Genomic DNA, 18,973 nt, shown 5'->3' on the forward strand with positions numbered 1-18,973 from the left:
CGCAATGATGAATAAAATATTCAAATATCACGTAACTAATTTGAATTAAATATTCAGGAGAACATCATGAGTCATAACGCTAACCTGGGAACCCTTGTTTCAGAAACACGTAACCCGGAAACCATGAATCTGGATGAGATGTCCACGCTTGAGCTGGTGACCTGCTTCAACCAGCAGGATCGTAAAGTGCCGGAAGCGATTCAGAAAGTTTTACCGGAAATTGCGAAAGCGGTAGACAGCGCGGCGGCCTCTTTTAAAGCCGGTGGCCGGTTGATTTATCTCGGTGCCGGAACCAGTGGCCGCCTCGGCGTTCTCGATGCATCTGAATGTCCGCCGACTTTTGGCGTGCCGCACGGGATGGTCGTCGGGCTGATTGCCGGCGGCCCTGGCGCGATGCTGAAAGCCGTGGAAGGTGCGGAAGACAGCGAAACGCTGGGCGTTGAAGATTTAAAAAACCTCAACCTTACGGACAAAGATACCGTCGTCGGGCTTGCTGCCAGCGGCCGCACGCCTTACGTGATTGGCGCACTGCGCTACGCAACGGACCTGGGATGCGCGACGGTCGCCATTTCCTGTAACCCGGATTCCCCGATTGCCCGCGAGGCAAACATCGAAATTTCACCGGTGGTTGGCCCGGAAGCCCTGACCGGTTCGACCCGTCTGAAATCCGGCACGGCGCAAAAACTGGTGCTGAATATGATTTCGACCGGTGCGATGGTCAAAACCGGCAAGGTTTACCAGAACCTGATGGTCGATGTAAAAGCCACCAACGTGAAGCTCGTCGACCGCGCCTGCCGCATTGTGGTGGAAGCCACCGGAGCCTCGCGCGCAGACGCTGAACAGGCATTATCGCAAACCGATTTCGACGTTAAACCGGCTATCCTGATGCTGCTGGCAGGTATTGATGCGTCCGAAGCGAAGGCACGCCTGAGTCACCATAATGGATTCCTGCGCGCTGCTCTGGCGGAATAATACGGAGAGAAAAGCATGGCGATGGATAAAACGAATCTCTTGGCTTCACAGATTTTGCAGGGTGTCGGCGGCGAAGGAAATATCAGTAAACTGGAAAACTGCATGACCCGCGTACGTGTGGAAGTACATGACGACGCGCGTCTGGATCTGACCCGCCTGAAAACACTGGAAGGCATTAAAGGCTACCTTAAGCAGGGCGATCAGCATCAGTTTATCGTCGGGCCGGGTGCGGCGGCGAAAGTCGTGGATGCCATGCGCACATTGCTCAGAACCACCGATGCGCCGGTTCAGAATGATATCGCGCGTAACAAAGCCAGCGCGAAAGCCAAATACTCCGCGCCGATGAGCGGGGCGCTGCGCAAACTGGCTGATGTCTTTATTCCGCTGATACCGGCCTTTATCGCGTCGGGGCTGATCATGGGCATTATCAACCTGCTCAAGCGGCCAGATATTGCCGGTTCCATTGCCACGGATTTCCCGAATATTCTCGGGCTGTTAGCGATTTTTGGCGGCGCGGTTTTCGCCATCATGAATATTCTCGTGGGCGTGAATGCGGCCCGCGTGTTCGGCGGTTCACAGGCGATGGGCGGCGTAATGGCTGGCATTCTCTCCAGCCCGGCGCTGGCGCAAATTACGCTGTTTGGCGAAACGTTGCAGCCGGGGCGTGGCGGGGTAATCGCCGTGCTTTTAGTGGTAGCTCTGATGTGCTGGCTTGAAAAACGGCTGCGTAATTTACTGCCGGAATCGGTGGAGCTGATCCTGAATCCGCTGATTACCACGTTGATTACTGCCACGCTCGCTATTGTCATCCTGCAACCGATCGGCGGTTTCATTTCTGACGGCATCGCGCACGGCGTTAATATCGCGATAGATAAAGGCGGTTTGCTGGTTGGCGCAGTGCTGGCGGGCGCTTTCCTGCCGCTGGTATTGTCGGGGTTACATCAGGGGCTTGTGCCGATCCACGTTGAACTGATTCAGGCGCACGGTTCTAACCCGTTACTGCCTATTCTGGCGATGGCAGGCGTCGGGCAGGTTGGGGCAGCGATGGCGGTATACATGAAAACCCGCAATGCGCGGCTGAAAAAAGTGATTAAAGGCGCGCTGCCGGTCGGTATTTTAGGTATCGGCGAACCGCTGATTTTCGGGGTGACATTACCGCTGGGGCGGCCTTTTATCGGTGCCTGTTTAGGCGGCGCGGTCGGCGGTGCGCTAATCTGTTACTGGAAAGTCGCGACGGTGATCACTTTTGGTATTTCCGGATTGCCGCTGGCGCTGACCATTATTTCCGGCAAAGTCATGTTGTATCTCGCCGGTTTAGTCATTACGGTATTGGCTGGTTTTATTTTTACCTGGCTGATGGGGTTCAACGATCCCGAGGAGTAACGGATTGAGTACGAAGCCTGATCGACGGGTCGTGTTTTTTGATCTTGATGGAACACTGCACCAGCAGGACATGTTCGGGAGTTTTTTGCGGTTTTTGCTCCGGCGGATGCCGCAGAACCTGATTCTGGTGATCCCGGTCTTGCCGCTGGTGGCGATTGGATTACTGATGCACGGGCGGGCCGCGCGCTGGCCGATGAGTTTGCTGCTTTGGTCGATCACTTTTGGTCACAGCGAAGCCCGGCTTAAAGCGCTGGAATTGCAGTTTGTCACCGCGTTTCGCCACAAAGTGGTGGAGTTCCCGGTTGTACAGCGGCGGCTGCGTGAATACCTCGACAGTGATGATACCGAAGTGTGGCTGATCACCGGATCGCCGGAAAATCTGGTTCAGCAGGTGTATAACGCGTCGCTGTTTCTGCCAAAAGTGCGTCTGGTGGGCAGCCGCATTGCGCGCGGTAAAGGCGGCTGGGTGCTGCCTCTGCGCTGCCTGGGTGAGGAGAAAGTGGTTCAGCTTGAACGCCGCATCGGTTCTCCGCTGAAACTTTACAGTGGCTACAGCGACAGCAAACAGGACAACCCGCTGCTGTTTTTCTGCGAGCACCGCTTTCGCGTCAGCAAGCAGGGCGAACTCCAGCAACTGGAATAATTCCGCCGCCGGACCTTCGTCTTAACTATCATTCTAAAACAGGCCGGTTTCCGGCCTGTTTGCATTGGGATGACGCAGGTATACTGCTGGCCGCTAAAAAGAGATTGAGGTTGAAGTGTCGGACGCAGAGTTATGTAACGGGTTTGCAGAAATGAAAGAACACGAACACTGGATGCGATATGCCATGAATCTGGCGCTGAAAGCGCAGGATGAAGGCGAAGTGCCGGTGGGCGCTGTGCTGGTTTTGGACAATCAGGTGATTGGCGAAGGCTGGAACCGGTCTATCGGGCATCATGATCCGACTGCGCATGCGGAAATTATGGCGCTGCGCCTCGGCGGAAGTGCTGTACAAAATTACCGTCTGCTGGACGCCACGCTGTACGTCACGCTTGAGCCTTGCGTTATGTGCGCAGGGGCGATGATCCACAGCCGTATCCGTCGCGTGGTGTATGGCGCAGCGGATGCCAAAACCGGTGCCGCCGGTTCCCTGCTGGACGTTTTGCGCCATCCGGGCATGAATCATCGAGTAGAAATTCTGCCGGGCGTCTTAGCGGAAGAATGTTCCGAACAGCTGAGCGCTTTCTTTCGTTTACGCCGCAGCCAGAAAAAGGCGCTGCGGCTGGCAGAGCGCGCTGCGCAAGCCGGTAATACCTCTGAAGAATAAGCCCGCTCGTTGCTATAAATGCTACGGCGCCAGGGCTTCTTTTGCGTCCACGACCGGATAACCCTGGCCCAGCTGAGCCTGCAACGCCGCTTTCTGCGCCTGTTGCTTCTCTTTCTCCATCAGATACCCGACCAGACTGAGCTGATAGCGGCGGATGTTTTCCACATAATTGTACGCCTGCGTGCCGCGCGCGTAGCCATACGTTGTGCGGCTGAAATAGCGCTTCTGGTTGAGCATCGGCAGACGCTGCTTCACATCGGCCCAGCTGTCCGGATTGGCTTTTTGCTGCGCCGTCAGCTTACGGGCGTCGAGCATGTGGCTGTAACCCATGTTGTATGCTGCCAGCGCAAACCAGATCCGTTCATCTTCGGGAATCGATTCCGGCATCTTATCCATCAGGTGCGACAGATACAGAGCGCCTCCGCGAATACTTTGCTCGGCATCGGTCCGGTCATCGACATTCAGGCCATCCGCTGTGGTGCGAGTCAGCATCATCACGCCGCGCACGCCGGTCGGAGATTTTGCCTGCGGATCCCAATGGGATTCCTGATAGGCAATCGCCGCCAGCAGCCGCCAGTCAATTTTATCCGCGTATTTTTCAAACAGCGGTTGCAAAACCGGCAGCGTACTGTCGATGGCGTTCAGGAAAGTTCGCGTATCGACATAATCAAAATCGCCGACGTGCCCGAGGTATTTCTCCTCAAGTTTCTCCAGCGTACCGTCTTCGGAAATCTGGCTGAAAAAGTCCAGCATCGCCGCAGAAAGGCTGTCGTCATCCGGTTCCTTGCGGTAATACCAGGTCACCGGCTCATCTTCCGTGGCATCAAAAGCCACGGCCAGACGCGGATAAACGCGCTGCATCAGTGCGATGGTGACGGAATCTCCCAGCGTGTAATCCAGTTTGCCGTTCTCAACCTGTTGTAACAGATCGCGCGGCGAAAGTTTGTCCGTCGTGGTCCACGTCAGATTGGGGTATTTTTTGGCGGCAGCTTCCAGCGTCAGGATGTGCGCACTGCCGGCGGAAACCACCAGCGTACCTTTTACATCCGCAAAACTTTTCGGGCGCGCGGCTCCCTGCCGGTAAACCAGTTGCTGAGAAACGGAATAGTATTCCGGCCCGGCACGGTAGTTTTTCAGGCGCGCATTGTTATACACCAGCCCGGAAGCCAGCATGTCGGTTTTGTTGTTGTCCAGATCGTCGAACATGGACTCGATCGTGGTGTGCTGATTCACCACCAGCTTTACGCCCAGATAATCTGCGAAGCGTTTAGCCAGTTCGTAATCGAAGCCGAGATTTCCTTCCGGGGAGTCCATAAAAGTCAGTGGAGAATTGAGCGTGCTTACGCGCAATTCTCCACGGGATTTTATCTGATCCAACTGGTCGCCTTCGCCTCTGTGCCACGGAACGGCAGGCCATAAGGCCAGAGCCAGCAACAGGGCGGCAATCCCCATCAGAACATAGTTAATTTTTAGTCGCGTCAAATAGTTATCTCGCTGCGGCGCTCTTGTTTTTTTACGATGTGCTGTGCAGTTTCTATGGTTATATCCCCAGTGCTGACGCATTTTGCTCAACAAAACGGCAGTCTGCAACATTATTCATATTAACCGCAATATTTATAAGGTTATGAGTGAATATCAATATTCCCGACGCAAACGGTTTCGTATGCCGCAAGCTTTCTTTATAATAGCCCGCGTTTTCCCCCTGTTGCGCCCAATGAAGCACTGTGGTCAGTGTCTTCGAAGACGAGAGATCTGTGATTATGGAAATACTGCGTGGTTCGCCCGCTTTGTCGGCTTTTCGCATTAACAAATTATTATCCCGCTGTCAGGAAGCACGCCTTCCGGTCAATGATATCTACGCCGAATATGTACACTTTGCCGATGTCAGCGCGCCGCTGAATTCGGACGAACAAACCAAGCTGCAACGCCTCCTGAAATACGGTCCTTCTCTCGCTGAACATGCGCCAACAGGTCGTTTACTGCTGGTTACCCCGCGTCCTGGCACCATTTCTCCGTGGTCTTCCAAGGCGACTGATATTGCACACAACTGCGGTTTATCTCAGGTTCTTCGCCTTGAGCGCGGTCTGGCGTTTTATGTTCAGGCTCCTGAACTGACCGAAGCACAATGGTCGCAGCTGGGCGCATTGCTGCATGATCGCATGATGGAAACCGTCTTTGGCAAACTCGAAGACGCCAGCGCGCTGTTCGCGCAGCAACAGCCTGCACCGGTTCAGCATGTCGATATTCTCGGCGAAGGCCGTATCGCGCTGGAAACCGCCAATACCAAACTGGGTCTGGCGCTGGCGCAGGACGAAATTGATTACCTGATGGAGGCCTTTACGTCGTTGGGGCGCAACCCGACTGACATCGAACTGTATATGTTCGCACAGGCAAACTCAGAGCATTGTCGCCATAAAATCTTCAACGCTGACTGGATTATCGACGGCGAAACGCAGCCGAAATCCCTGTTCAAGATGATCAAAAACACCTTCGAACAGACGCCTGATCACGTGCTTTCTGCGTACAAAGATAACGCTGCCGTGATGGAAGGTTCGCAGGTCGGCCGTTTCTACGCCGATGCGAAAGACGGTCTGTACGATTTCCATCAGGAGCAGGCGCACATCCTGATGAAGGTTGAAACCCATAACCACCCGACGGCGATCTCTCCGTGGCCGGGTGCGGCGACAGGTTCCGGCGGCGAAATCCGTGACGAAGGCGCAACCGGTCGCGGTGCAAAACCGAAAGCCGGTCTGGTCGGTTTCTCGGTTTCTAACCTGCGTATTCCGGGCTTCGAACAGCCGTGGGAAGAAGATTTCGGTAAGCCGGATCGTATCGTTACCGCGCTGGATATTATGACTGATGGCCCGCTGGGCGGCGCAGCCTTCAACAACGAATTTGGTCGTCCGGCGCTGCTGGGATACTTCCGTACTTACGAAGAAAACGTCAACAGCCACAATGGCCCTGAGCTGCGCGGTTATCACAAACCGATCATGCTGGCGGGCGGTATCGGCAACATCCGTGCTGATCACGTGCAGAAAGGTGAAATCACCGTTGGCGCGAAACTGATTGTGCTCGGCGGCCCGGCGATGAATATCGGTCTGGGCGGCGGTGCGGCTTCTTCAATGGCCTCCGGCCAGTCTGACGCGGATCTGGATTTTGCTTCCGTACAGCGCGACAACCCGGAAATGGAACGCCGTTGCCAGGAAGTGATCGACCGCTGCTGGCAGCTCGGTGAAGCTAACCCGATTCTGTTTATCCATGACGTGGGCGCTGGCGGTTTATCCAACGCGATGCCGGAACTGGTCAGCGACGGCAACCGCGGCGGCCGCTTCCAGCTGCGTGACATCCTGAACGACGAACCGGGCATGAGCCCGCTGGAAGTCTGGTGTAACGAATCGCAGGAACGTTACGTCATGGCGGTTGCACCGGCTCAGCTGGCGCAGTTCGATGCGATCTGTAAACGCGAGCGCGCACCGTACGCGGTGATCGGTGAAGCCACAGAAGAAATGCATCTGTCTCTTGAAGACAGCCATTTCGATAACCAGCCGATTGATATGCCGCTGGACGTACTGCTGGGTAAAACCCCGAAAATGACCCGTGACGTCACCACGCTCAAAGCGAAGGGAGATGATCTCAACGGCGAAAATATTCAGATTGCCGAAGCGGTAAACCGCGTGCTGCATCTGCCTGCTGTGGCGGAGAAAACCTTCCTGATCACCATCGGCGACCGCACCGTGACCGGTATGGTTGCACGCGATCAGATGGTGGGACCGTGGCAGATCCCGGTGGCTGACTGCGCGGTCACTACCGCCAGCCTCGACAGCTATCACGGTGAAGCGATGTCTCTGGGCGAACGTGCGCCAATCGCCTTGCTGGACTTTGCCGCTTCCGGCCGCATGGCCGTCGGTGAAGCACTGACGAACCTGGCCGCGGTCGAAATCGGCAGCCTGAAACGCGTTAAGCTTTCTGCTAACTGGATGTCTGCGGCCGGCCACCCGGGCGAAGATGCCGGTTTGTATGCCGCGGTGAAAGCGGTGGGCGAAGAGCTTTGCCCGGCACTGGGTATCACCATTCCGGTGGGCAAAGACTCCATGTCGATGAAAACCCGCTGGCAGGAAGGCAACGAACAACGCGAGATGACGTCACCGTTGTCTCTGGTCATCACGGCATTTGCCCGCGTCGAAGACGTGCGTCATACCGTGACGCCGCAACTGCGCACCGATAAAGGCGACACCGCATTGCTGCTGGTGGATCTGGGTGCCGGTCACAACGCACTGGGCGCGACGGCGCTGGCGCAGGTTTATCGTCAGCTCGGCAACACGCCAGCGGATGTGCGCAGTGCTGAACTGCTAGGTGGCTTCTTCAACGCCATGCAGGCGCTGGTTTCTGAACAGAAACTGCTGGCCTACCATGACCGTTCCGACGGTGGTTTGCTGGTCACGCTGGCGGAAATGGCCTTTGCCGGTCACTGCGGCCTGACGGCGGATATCGCCGCTCTGGGCAACGATTCTCTGGCGGCGCTGTTTAACGAAGAACTGGGTGCAGTGATTCAGGTTCGCGCTTCTGACCGTGAAGCCGTCGAACATACGCTGGCACAGTTTGGGCTGGCTGACTGCACGCATTACCTCGGTACTGTTGAAACCGGTGACCGCTTCATCATCACGCAGGACGATAAGCCGGTGTACAGCGAAAGCCGCACCACGTTGCGTACCTGGTGGGCAGAAACCACCTGGCAGATGCAGCGCCTGCGCGATAACCCCGAATGTGCCGATCAGGAACATCAGGCCAAAACCAGCGATCTTGATCCTGGCCTGAACGTGAAACTGAATTTCGCGCCGGACGAAGATGTGGCTGCGCCTTATATTGTGAAAGGTGCGCGTCCGAAAGTGGCCGTGCTGCGTGAGCAGGGCGTTAACTCCCACGTTGAAATGGCGGCGGCTTTCCATCGCGCCGGTTTCGATGCGGTTGACGTGCATATGAGCGATTTGCTGGCCGGTCGTCGTGATTTGCAGGACTTCCATACGCTGGTTGCGTGCGGCGGTTTCTCTTACGGTGACGTGCTGGGCGCGGGCGAAGGCTGGGCGAAGTCTGTCCTGTTCAACGACCGCGTGCGTGAAGAGTTCGCTGAATTCTTCCACCGTCCGCAGACTCTGGCGCTGGGCGTGTGTAACGGTTGCCAGATGATGTCGAATCTGAAAGAACTGATCCCGGGCGCTGAACACTGGCCGCGCTTTGTGCGCAACCTGTCTGATCGCTTTGAAGCGCGTTTCAGCCTGGTAGAAGTGACCGCCAGCCCGTCAATGTTCATGCAGGGCATGGCCGGTTCACGTATGCCAATCGCCGTTTCCCATGGCGAAGGCCATGTGGAAGTGCGTGATGCTGCGCATCTGGCACAGATCGAACACAGCAATCTGGTGGCGCTGCGTTTTGTCGACAACAACGGTCAGGCGACTGAAAACTATCCGGCCAACCCTAACGGTTCTCCGAACGGTATCACCGCAGTCACTAACCTCTCAGGCCGCGTCACCGTCATGATGCCGCACCCTGAGCGTGTCTTCCGCACCGTCAGCAACTCATGGCACCCGGAAGAGTGGGGTGAAGACAGCCCGTGGATGCGCATGTTCCGCAACGCGCGTAAACAGCTGGGCTAATCATTAAAAAGCTTCAGTAATAAAAATCCGTAGTGCGAAAGCCTGCGGATTTTTTTATGTCTGAATATCAAAAAATAAACTAATCATGATATTAATTTCGTGAGTGTAAGAAGATATGTCAAAAACGGCCGCTGGGTAAATTTGTAACCGGCTGTTTTACAATGAAATAGCATATCTGGGTCTCAGTAGTTTATATTTACTGAATATATTATTAAATATTTATATATGTTAAGCGCCATATAATGCCCTGGTCAACTCAACAGGGCATTTACGCCAATGGAAAATATAATCTCCGCGAATTCTCGCGCAATACTCTCTTATTCACTTTTGACGTGTACATTATTAATGTCAATTAATGGACAGGCGCAGGAAAATGTTGCTAATTATCAGCAGCAGGAAATGTCTTCACAAGAAAATAATGACGGGCTGTGGTCTTCATTTAAAAATAATATCGCTGAAACCTGGAATAAACCTCAACAGCAAGATCTCTTTATTCCGGTATTAACCCGCCATAATCGTCACACGCACAGTAAAAAACAAATTGACGGATATAATGAACATCCGTGGGGAGGCGGTTACGGCGTTTCACGTTATGACGATAAAGGAAACTGGCACGCGCTTTATGCCATGGCGTTTAAAGATTCCTTTAATCATTGGGAACCCGTTGCCGGATATGGATATGAAAAGATATGGCAGCCTTTCAGCGATCAGGAATTTCGCCTGGGAGCCGGATACATTGCTGCCATCTCTGCACGTGACAACTATGATTACGTGCCTTTCCCTATGGTGTTACCGCTGGTGTCTGCCGGATATTCGCGGGTGACATTCCAGGCGACCTACGTGCCGGGGACGAATACAAAAGGAAATGTTCTGTTTGGCTGGTTCCGCTTTCAGTTTTAACTGAATTTCTTTACTTAATAAATACCTTTATTAAATTTAAAACAGTCAGAAGCATTACAGACTATTCTGATAATTTAAGTCTCCACCCCTTAATTTTCAGGGAATTAAGTGTCTAAACGTTTTTTGTTACAACCCTGTTTAACCTGTTTTCTTATGCTTTGTTTATGATATTGCTTCGATAAGGAGTGACGTTGAATATGGTAAATAAGAAAAATCTCAGGGATGTCGGTTTATTAATGTCTGTAATTTTTAGCCCAAACCTGTGGGCCAACAACAGTGGAATACATCCGGTCAGCGATCCGGATACCGTGCAATACAAATCGCTGGCAGCCAATGTCTGGTCCGATTTTAAAGACAAAGTCTCCACCACCTGGAATGACTCTGATTCTCAGGATTTGTATCTGCCGGTTATTACCTGGCATAACCGGCTGACCTACGATAAAGAGAAAACTGACAAATATAACGAGCGACCATGGGGCGGCGGTTACGGTATTTCCCGTTATGATGATAAAGGAAACTGGAACGGCATTTATTTTATGGCGTTTAAAGACTCGCACAATAAATGGGAGCCGATCGGCGGTTATGGCTGGGAGAAAATATGGACACCTGCGCAGGATAAAGATTTCCGTTTAGGTCTGGGTTATACGGCCGCCGTGACGGCGCGTGATGACTATAAATATATTCCTATTCCTATCGTTTTACCGCTGGCCTCCATCGGTTATAACAAGCTGACTTTCCAGGCCACGTATATTCCGGGAACCTACAACAACGGCAACGTGTTCTTCGCCTGGCTGAGGTATCAGTTCTGATGCTCTGCATTGTTACACTTTTGTGACAGTGCAGGCCGGGGTTGTGAGCACGATCTCCCTCTTTTTCTCAATATTCACCTATGCTGAAAATTCACCGCACTTATCAATCTGTTGAACGCAGAATGAGTGCGGTACTTTTTTTATTTCAGGGAATATTCATAAAGAGGAACACTCGTGAAAACAACGTCGCGTTATCTCGCTTTAACCGCACTTGCCTGCTTGTTACCACTCTCACTGCCCGCCGCTCAGGCCGCACAATCCGATAACCTGGAACTGCAACAGGTGCTGGTTCTCAGCCGTCACGGCATCCGTGCACCGCTGGTGAATTATGGTGATGTCCTGGCGGAATCTACCACGCACACCTGGCCGGTCTGGAAAACAGAAGGGGGTTTACTGACCCCGAAAGGCGGCCAAATCTCCGAGCATATGGGGCATTACCTTCGCGCATGGCTGGCGAAAGATAAGCTTCTGCCTGCTGCGGGTTGCCCGGAAACTCAGCAGGTTTTCGCCTATGCCAACAGCCTGCCGCGTACAATTGATACCGCGAAACATATCACTACCGGCGCATTTCCTGGCTGTGATGTGCCGGTCATCAACCGTGTAGAAATTGGCAAAATGGATCCGGTATTCAACCCGATCATTACCGCCGAAGTGAATGACAGTTTTAAAACCAGTGCGCTGAATTCCATCAGCCAGCACGCGGGCGAGGGCGGTTTGCCGGGCCTGAATCAGCGTCTGAAGCCGAACTATGCGTTGCTCGAAAATATTCTCGATTATAAAAACAGCAAAATCTGCAAAGAGAAACAGCAATGCGATCTGGCGTCTCAGCCTTCGGATGTAGTGCTGACGCAGGGTAAAGAACCGGGAATTACCGGGCCGTTGCGTATGGCAACCGGTGCGGCAGATGCATTCATGCTCCAGTATTACGAAGGTTTCCCGCTGAAGGATGTAGCGTGGGGGAAAATCAGCACAGACGATCAGTGGACGAAACTGGAAACCATCAAAAATCTGTATCACGAAACGCTGTTTGGCTCTCCGGCGATTGCTGCCAATGCCGCGAAGCCTTTACTGACGTTCATCTCCGGCGCGCTTGATCCGAAACAGGCCTCGACCGCGGATGAGAAAGCTGCACAGCAGGCAAAACTGGCTCTGCTGGTCGGGCATGATTCGAACATCGCTTCATTGCTTGCGGCACTGAAAACGCAGGATTACACCCTGCCGGGACAATTTGAACGTACGCCAATCAGCGGTACGGTGGTTTTCCAGCGCTGGCATGACAAGAAAGCGGATAAAGATCTGATGAAGATCGAATACGTTTATCCGACAGCACGTCAGATCCGTAACAACGTAGCCCTGAGCCTGAAAAATCCTCCTGAGCGCGTCACGTTGCAAATCGAAGGCTGCAAAGTGGATAAGCAGGGCTTCTGCCCGATGGAACAGTTCACTCAGGCCGTACGGAAAGATTTGCAGGGCTGAGCCGGCTTTAACCGCTAACTGGCAATAGATAGTGTTTTAAGTTAGTTAGCGGCAGCAAACTGTCATCCGATAATGTGCCGACGTTTTCTTACTCCGGCACATTATGGCGTCCTCTTCTTTCTATCTTAGCCCGCACCAACGGGGCGAAATTAAAGCGCGTTCCCGCAGCCTTTGGTGGCGGCTGGAAATACCGACGTGGTGCCTGATTTTCGCCATTTACGGTGGCTGGTTTTCCGTGGTGTTCTTCTGGAACAGCCTCGGTCCGTGGCTCGGCACGCCTTTGCTCATCGGGTTTACCGCCTGGTATATGTCGCTGCAACACGAACTTATTCACGGCCATCCCACACGTAAAGCCTGGCTGAACCAGCTGCTCGGCACCTTGCCGCTGGCGGTCTGGTATCCCTACGGGCTTTACCGCGACACGCATTTGCAGCATCACAAAAATGAACATCTGACGATCCCCGGTGACGATCCCGAAGCCTATTATTTCAGCCGCAGAAGCTGGGAAAGCCTGACGCCTGCGATGACAGCCGTTGTCCGTCTGCGCAATACCTTGCCTGGCCGGATGATACTCGGCCCGCTGATGGATATTTTCAGCACGCTGACCGGCGCACTGCTGGCCGTCTTTCGCGGTGAATGGCGTACCGTCTCGATGTGGCTGGTTCATGGGATTTTGCTGGCGCTGTTGCTGGTCTGGATGGCGCGCCAGGGGGTATCTCCGGGCTGGTTTGTGCTGGCAATCAGCTATCCGGCCCTGAGCCTGACAAAAGTGCGCTCGTTCTATGAGCATCGCGCTGAATACTCACCCGAAACACGTTCCACGCTCAACGAAGCCGGTTTTGTCTGGCGCCTGTTATTTCTGAATCTCAACTATCATCTGGTACATCATGATTTGCCGGGCGTGCCGTGGTTTGCGCTGAGGCAGATATATTTTGCTGACCGCGATGCGTATATCCGGCGCAGCGAAGGGTTTGTCGTAAAAGGCTACCGCGAGTGGTTCCGGCAGCATACGCGCGCGCCGGTCGCGGTGGAAATGCATCCGTTTGCTGCGGGGGATCCGGCAGCAGAAAACGGTCACAGCGACTATGATTATCAGCAGGACACCCCCTGACGGAGCTGCCAGATCATGCTGATGTCTTTACCGATGTACGCCATTTCTCCGCTGGACGTGGAAATTTTCACCGTCGCTTTACTGGGTAAACTCAAGCGGCTGGGCATGAAACCGCTGCCGGTTTCACTGAGCTGGCCGACGAATTTGCTGGCGCACTGGCAGAATAAAGATTTGTTGCTGAGCCAGACCTGCGGTTTCCCGCTGGTGGAAAGCCTGCCGCAGGTGCAGCTGGTTGGCACATTCAGTTACCGTGCGCCCGGTTGTGATGGTTTTCGCTACCGCAGCTTTCTGCTGGCGCGTGAAGAACACAGCGGCTTACATCTGACCAGCTTTCGCCATCGCAGGCTGGCTTTCAACAGCACAGATTCGCAGTCAGGCTACAACAGCCTGCGCGCACTGGTTGCGCCGCTGGCCGAAAACGGAAAATACTTCTCTGAGGCGCTGGCAACCGGCAGCCATCTCGAATCACTTCTGTACGTGCAGCAGCATAAAGCCGACATTGCGGCGATTGACTGCGTGACTCTCGAACTGCTGCGTCGCACCGATCCTGAACGGGTCAGCGGGCTGGTTGTCGTCGGGCAAACGGCTGCCGTGCCGGGGCTTCCGCTGATCACCTCCGCGCAGACGTCCCCTGAACATCTGGCGATGCTGAGACAGGCATTGCATGAAGTTTCCCGCGAACCGGTGAGTAAACCGTTGCTGATTGAAGCGTTTACCGAGGTGCCGCGACCGGCGTATGAAGTGATCAGGCAGATGAAAAGAATTGCTGAGGAGTTTGGCGTGCGTGAGCTGATGCCGGAATCTGTCAGCTAAAAAAACCGGGCTTCAGCGTCCGGTTTTGTCTGTCAGATCCCGCGGATAATCAGTGCGTTTCTATCGGGAAATCTTCGTTCACATCGCCCCATTCGGCCCATGAACCGTCATACAACAGCACATCTTTCACGCCCAGCGCGTCAAGCCCGAAAGCCAGCGCCGCGGCGGTAACGCCGGAACCGCAGCTGGTGATCACCGGTTTATTCAGATCCACCCCCAACCGTTCAAATGTTGCTTTCAGCTCCTGCGGCGATTTCATGCGACCTTCCTGCGTCAGTTCGGTAAACGGTACGCTGAGGCTCTGTGGAATATGCCCGCCGTGCAGTCCCGGACGCGGTTCCGGTGCTTCGGCTTTGAAACGCGCCTGCGAGCGTGCATCGATAATCTGCACTTTACCGATGGAATCTTTCACCTGCTGCGCGCTGGCGACGACCGGGCGCACCAGTCTGGCATTGAACGTCGACGGCACGCGGGTGTGTTCGCCGCTCTGAGTTGGTTTACCTTCGGCAATCCAGGCATTCAGCCCGCCATCGAGCACGCGCACGCTTTTCGCGCCGAAACTGGTCAGCATCCACCAGACACGCGGGGCGGAGAACAAATCCCCTTCATCGTAAAGCACGATGGTTTGCGTATCGGCCACGCCAAGGCGGCTCATCGACGCGGAGAATTCTTCTGCTGTTGGCATCATGTGCGGCAGGCCGGTGGTGCAGTCGGAAATACTGTCGACCTCGACATAAATGGCGCCGGGAATGTGCGCCTCGAGATATTTGCCATGAAAATCAATCGGCGGAGTAATACCCGGTTTCGATTTACGGCAATCGATAATGACCACGTCCGGTGAATTCAGATTCTTCGCCAGCCAGTCGGTAGAAACGGTATGGGTAGAGAAAGTCATGTTCTGTTGCCTTATCTTTTTTGTGGAGCCAGCCTCAGAGATCGCCGGGGATCAGGGAATACATCCAGGCGTCGCGCGGCTGACCATGATAATAAAGCCGGTTGCGGTGTAAACCTTCGGACGTCGCGCCCGCTTTTTCCGCGACGCGGCGGCTGCCGTCATTGCCGTCCATCGCGACGATTTCCAGTCGCGTCAGTTCGAGCTCTTTAAACGCGAACTGCGCCGTGGCCCTGACCGCCAGCGTGGCCAGACCCTGACCGGTATAACCGGTGCGGATCCAGTAGCCGAGATTAGAAAACTTATAATCCTGACTGATGCGGTTGATGCCCACGCTGCCAATCAGATTGCCGGTGGCGCGTTCAAACAGACAGAAATTGAATTCTGTGCCGCGATGACGTTTGTGCTCGCTGTCGGTGAGATATTTCCGGCTGTCTTCCAGCGAATATTTATCTGTGCACCAGGATTCCCACTCGCCAATCTCGGCGACGGAAGCCTGAACGGCAGCAAAATGCGTGATCGCTTCCAGTTCGGTTGCGGCGCGGATCTCGATTTTTTCGTCCTGATAAATCTGGCGTGTCATCATCTGCGGTGTCCTGGAAGCCGGAAATCATCTATGAAACCAATCAAATCAGCCTCACATATCCGGCCGCTGGATGTCAATTAGCGTAGAGATCAAATAAGTGAGAAAAAACAGCAGGCTATCCGTCAGCGCAATTCAGCTTTCCGGCACCAGCATCACCAGTTTGCAATCGGCATAACCCGCCGGGAAAAACGTTTGCTGCCGGTACCGCGTTTCGCCGCTGAGCGGGTGGTTAAAACGCCGCGCGCCGCCTTCGCGCGCCAGCACTTCCTGTTGCGTCCACCACTGATTGAATTCGCTGCTTTGCCCGCGCAGGCTGATCACTTTCTGACGCACGGCGTCGGAATGAGCGTAATGGCTGGTCTCCGCACGAAATTCTGCCACCACGCGTTTAGCGCGTTCTGCCCAGTCGGGTACCAGCTGCCGGGAAAGCGGATGCAGAAACATAAAATCCAGCAGATTAGGCCGTTCAACTTTTCCCAGCCAGCCGCTGAATAGCGCACCTGCGGGGGGATTCCACGCCAGCACATTCCAGCAGCTGTCGAGCAGATAACCGGGTCCTGTGATCTGATTGACGCAATTTTTCAGGCTGTCATCCGGTGCGCCAGAGAGGGGCACGGCAAGCGGATCTTTCACCGACGCAAGACTGAACAAATATTCGCGGGCGGCCGGTTCCATTTGCAGTGATTTCGCCAGCCTGTCAAGCGTGGCGGCAGAAATAGACACATCGCGCCCCTGCTCAATCCAGGTATACCACGTGGCGCTGATGCCGCTGATTTGTGCCAGCTCCTCGCGCCGCAGCCCGCTGGTTCTGCGTCGTGCAGAACCGGGAAGGCCCACCATTTCCGGCGTGACGCGTTCGCGATGCGTGCGTAAAAAGGCGCCTAAAGCTCCCGGGCCGCTGAGCGACTCTACGTTATCAATCATATTTTTTCTCAGGCTGGAAGTAACTCATACCAGTATAAATGCTCATATTGTACCCGTATAGAACAATGCCTATAGTGATTTTGAGGTCATCTGAAACCGGCGTTTCGACGAAAATAATAAGGCAAACAGGAGCAATGAAAATGACAACAAATACCCACAGTCAGGCGGTCGATAAGCAATTTGGTTCGCAGGCGCAAAATTACCTGACGAGCGCCGTTCACTCGCAGGGCGCAGATTTACAACGTCTGGCCGTTTTACTGGCGCCATTCCCGGATGCGCAGGTCATTGATCTGGGCTGTGGCGCAGGGCACGCCAGTTTTGTTGCAGCGCGCGCCGTAAAAAATGTGATTGCCTATGATTTGTCGGCGCAAATGCTGGAAGTGGTGGCGCAGGCGGCGAAAGATAAGCAACTGGAAAATATCACCACTCAGCAGGGGGTGGCAGAATCACTGCCGTTCGCCAGCGCCAGTGCAGATATCATTATCAGCCGGTATTCCGCGCACCACTGGCACGATGTCGGGCTGGCGCTGCGTGAAGTGGCGCGTGTGCTGAAACCGGGCGGCAAATTTATCATGATGGACGTGGTGTCGCCGGGGCATCCGCTGCTGGATATCTATCTGCAAACGGTCGAGGTTTTGCGCGACACCTCGCACGTCCGCAACTATTCTCCGGGCGAATGGCTGGAAATGGCGTCCGGAGCCGGTCTGATTGCCGGCGAAGTCACCACCGACCGTCTGGTGCTGGAATTCACCAGCTGGATTGCCCGCATGCGCACGCCGGAGCATTTCTCCGTCGCCATCCGCGAGTTGCAAAAAAAGATGTCAGACGACGTTGCCCGCCACTTTGAGATCCAGCCCGACGGTTCGTTTACCAGCGACATTATGATGCTGGTGGCTTCTAAGGGGTAAAGTGCCTGAAAGGGGTTTCGCCCTCCGGTGAGAGGAGGGCGGAAGCTATGCTGCGCTATTTCTTCCCGAACATCTTCTTCCCGAGCATTACCAGTGCCAGAACGGCGGCACCGACGATAAGGCCGACCACTAAATCCGTTGCGCCGGTTATCAGCGTGTTGATCCAGCTTTCGTGGCCGTGGGTCAGCGGTTCAATCAGGCTGTGCATAAACGGCAAACCGTGGCTGATAATACTGCCGCCCACCAGGAACATCGCGATTGTGCCAACGACAGAAAGGGTTTTCATCAGCCACGGGGCGGCGTTCACGATGACGCGGCCGAACGCGCGTACGCCATTCATCACACTGCTCTCGCCCGACAGCTTACTGAGATACAAACCCGCGTCGTCAATTTTGACTATCGCGCCGACCAGCCCGTAAACGCCGATGGTCATGGCGACGGCAATCAGCACCATAACGGTGACCTGATTGATAAACGGCGCGGATGAGACGATACCCAGCGAAATCACGATAATTTCAGCAGAAAGAATGAAATCGGTACGTACGGCACCTTTTACCTTTTCTTTCTCCCGTTTTTTGGCATCGGCCTCATCTTTTACCTGCGGTGTCGCCGGTTTCTCTTCATGATGATCGCCGGGCATCAGTTTGTGCGCGATTTTCTCGAAGCCTTCGTAACATAAGTACGCACCGCCAATCATCAGCAGCGGCGTAATTGCCCACGGAATGAACGCGCTGATCAGCAGCGCCAGCGGTACCAGAATGGCCTTATTGACCATCGAACCTTTTGCCACCGCCCAGACAATCGGCAATTCCCGGTCGGCTTTAACACCGGAAACTTGTTGCGCGTTCAGTGCCAGATCGTCTCCCAACACACTGGCTGTTTTTTTTGCCGCGACCTTACTCATTGCGGCTACATCATCAAGTATGGATGCAATATCGTCGATCAAGGCCAGAAGGCTGCCACCCGCCATAAACACTCCCTTATGTCCCGGTCATCATTCCGCAGAGAAGATGCAGGGAATTTTGTTGTTAAAATCAGTTTTCGCACACGCGAAAACCGTTCTTCTGTCGCCACGGCTGTGCAGGTGATCACGGCGACAGGTAAAACCCTAAAAAATAATCATAACAGCGATTGCACTCTCTCGTCGATTTGTGCGAATGTTGTGCGGGTTATAAATAACTTTGAAAACTCTCCATACTTTCTCCATTAAATATCTTTGAATTTCGGCCAGTTATCTGGCA

The 18,973-nt window shown here is 54.3% G+C and carries 16 protein-coding genes; 11 read left to right on the top strand and 5 right to left on the bottom strand.

Going from position 1 to position 18,973, the window contains the following annotated elements; genetic code table 11:
* Positions 1 to 66: 66 nt before the first annotated feature.
* The 4 genes from murQ to tadA all read left to right on the top strand — a co-directional run bounded on the left by murQ (position 67) and on the right by tadA (position 3,662).
* On the top strand, positions 67 to 972 hold the full coding sequence (murQ, locus tag J8X26_RS00145) for an N-acetylmuramic acid 6-phosphate etherase (RefSeq protein ID WP_208949869.1): 906 nt from the start codon (positions 67 to 69) through the stop codon (positions 970 to 972).
* Positions 973 to 993: 21 nt separating this feature from the next.
* Positions 994 to 2,355, top strand: a complete 1,362-nt coding sequence (locus tag J8X26_RS00150; RefSeq protein ID WP_152328027.1) for a PTS transporter subunit EIIC — start codon at positions 994 to 996, stop codon at positions 2,353 to 2,355.
* A gap of 4 nt (positions 2,356 to 2,359) precedes the next feature.
* Complete coding sequence (gene yfhb, locus J8X26_RS00155; protein ID WP_152327824.1) at positions 2,360 to 2,998, top strand: phosphatidylglycerophosphatase C; 639 nt, start codon at positions 2,360 to 2,362, stop codon at positions 2,996 to 2,998.
* Positions 2,999 to 3,149: 151 nt separating this feature from the next.
* A complete protein-coding gene (tadA, locus tag J8X26_RS00160) occupies positions 3,150 to 3,662 on the top strand; it encodes a tRNA adenosine(34) deaminase TadA (protein WP_152327825.1) in 513 nt (170 codons plus the stop codon).
* A 21-nt stretch (positions 3,663 to 3,683) separates the two neighbouring features.
* Here the strand turns inward: tadA and mltF are convergent, their stop codons facing one another.
* The gene (mltF, locus tag J8X26_RS00165) at positions 3,684 to 5,144 is read right to left on the bottom strand and encodes a membrane-bound lytic murein transglycosylase MltF (protein ID WP_195813936.1); all 1,461 of its coding nucleotides are present in this window, start codon (positions 5,142 to 5,144) and stop codon (positions 3,684 to 3,686) included.
* Between the two features lie 275 nt (positions 5,145 to 5,419).
* On the opposite strand from mltF, the gene purL reads away from it, so the two are divergent.
* From purL to J8X26_RS00195, 6 genes are all read left to right on the top strand, one after another.
* Positions 5,420 to 9,313: a phosphoribosylformylglycinamidine synthase gene (gene purL, locus J8X26_RS00170; protein WP_193333221.1), complete on the top strand. Its 3,894-nt coding sequence runs from the start codon at positions 5,420 to 5,422 to the stop codon at positions 9,311 to 9,313.
* Positions 9,314 to 9,658: 345 nt separating this feature from the next.
* Positions 9,659 to 10,213, top strand: coding sequence for a lipid IV(A) palmitoyltransferase PagP (gene pagP / locus J8X26_RS00175; RefSeq protein WP_374101263.1), 555 nt, complete (start codon positions 9,659 to 9,661; stop codon positions 10,211 to 10,213).
* Between the two features lie 236 nt (positions 10,214 to 10,449).
* Positions 10,450 to 11,022 (top strand): lipid IV(A) palmitoyltransferase PagP, encoded by a 573-nt coding sequence (pagP, locus tag J8X26_RS00180; protein WP_165059262.1) that lies wholly within the window; start codon positions 10,450 to 10,452, stop codon positions 11,020 to 11,022.
* A 174-nt stretch (positions 11,023 to 11,196) separates the two neighbouring features.
* On the top strand, positions 11,197 to 12,498 hold the full coding sequence (gene agp / locus J8X26_RS00185) for a bifunctional glucose-1-phosphatase/inositol phosphatase (protein ID WP_165059263.1): 1,302 nt from the start codon (positions 11,197 to 11,199) through the stop codon (positions 12,496 to 12,498).
* A 103-nt stretch (positions 12,499 to 12,601) separates the two neighbouring features.
* Positions 12,602 to 13,609 (top strand): fatty acid desaturase, encoded by a 1,008-nt coding sequence (locus J8X26_RS00190; protein WP_208949871.1) that lies wholly within the window; start codon positions 12,602 to 12,604, stop codon positions 13,607 to 13,609.
* 15 nt (positions 13,610 to 13,624) lie between these two features.
* Positions 13,625 to 14,422: a phosphate/phosphite/phosphonate ABC transporter substrate-binding protein gene (locus J8X26_RS00195; RefSeq protein ID WP_193333207.1), complete on the top strand. Its 798-nt coding sequence runs from the start codon at positions 13,625 to 13,627 to the stop codon at positions 14,420 to 14,422.
* 49 nt (positions 14,423 to 14,471) lie between these two features.
* Here J8X26_RS00195 and sseA read toward each other — a convergent pair whose 3' ends face one another.
* The 3 genes from sseA to J8X26_RS00210 form a co-directional block, all read right to left on the bottom strand.
* A complete protein-coding gene (sseA, locus tag J8X26_RS00200) occupies positions 14,472 to 15,317 on the bottom strand; it encodes a 3-mercaptopyruvate sulfurtransferase (protein WP_152327833.1) in 846 nt (281 codons plus the stop codon).
* Positions 15,318 to 15,351: 34 nt separating this feature from the next.
* The gene (locus J8X26_RS00205; protein WP_152327834.1) at positions 15,352 to 15,900 is read right to left on the bottom strand and encodes a GNAT family N-acetyltransferase; all 549 of its coding nucleotides are present in this window, start codon (positions 15,898 to 15,900) and stop codon (positions 15,352 to 15,354) included.
* A 132-nt stretch (positions 15,901 to 16,032) separates the two neighbouring features.
* Positions 16,033 to 16,824, bottom strand: coding sequence for a helix-turn-helix transcriptional regulator (locus J8X26_RS00210; RefSeq protein ID WP_152327835.1), 792 nt, complete (start codon positions 16,822 to 16,824; stop codon positions 16,033 to 16,035).
* A gap of 140 nt (positions 16,825 to 16,964) precedes the next feature.
* On the opposite strand from J8X26_RS00210, the gene J8X26_RS00215 reads away from it, so the two are divergent.
* Positions 16,965 to 17,732 (top strand): class I SAM-dependent methyltransferase, encoded by a 768-nt coding sequence (locus J8X26_RS00215; protein WP_208949872.1) that lies wholly within the window; start codon positions 16,965 to 16,967, stop codon positions 17,730 to 17,732.
* Positions 17,733 to 17,787: 55 nt separating this feature from the next.
* On the opposite strand, the gene J8X26_RS00220 is transcribed toward J8X26_RS00215, so the two are convergent.
* Positions 17,788 to 18,702, bottom strand: coding sequence for a DUF808 domain-containing protein (locus J8X26_RS00220; protein WP_165059269.1), 915 nt, complete (start codon positions 18,700 to 18,702; stop codon positions 17,788 to 17,790).
* Positions 18,703 to 18,973: the final 271 nt, after the last annotated feature.

Source organism: Rahnella sp. ChDrAdgB13 (assembly GCF_017655185.1).
Classification (GTDB): domain Bacteria; phylum Pseudomonadota; class Gammaproteobacteria; order Enterobacterales; family Enterobacteriaceae; genus Rahnella; species Rahnella contaminans.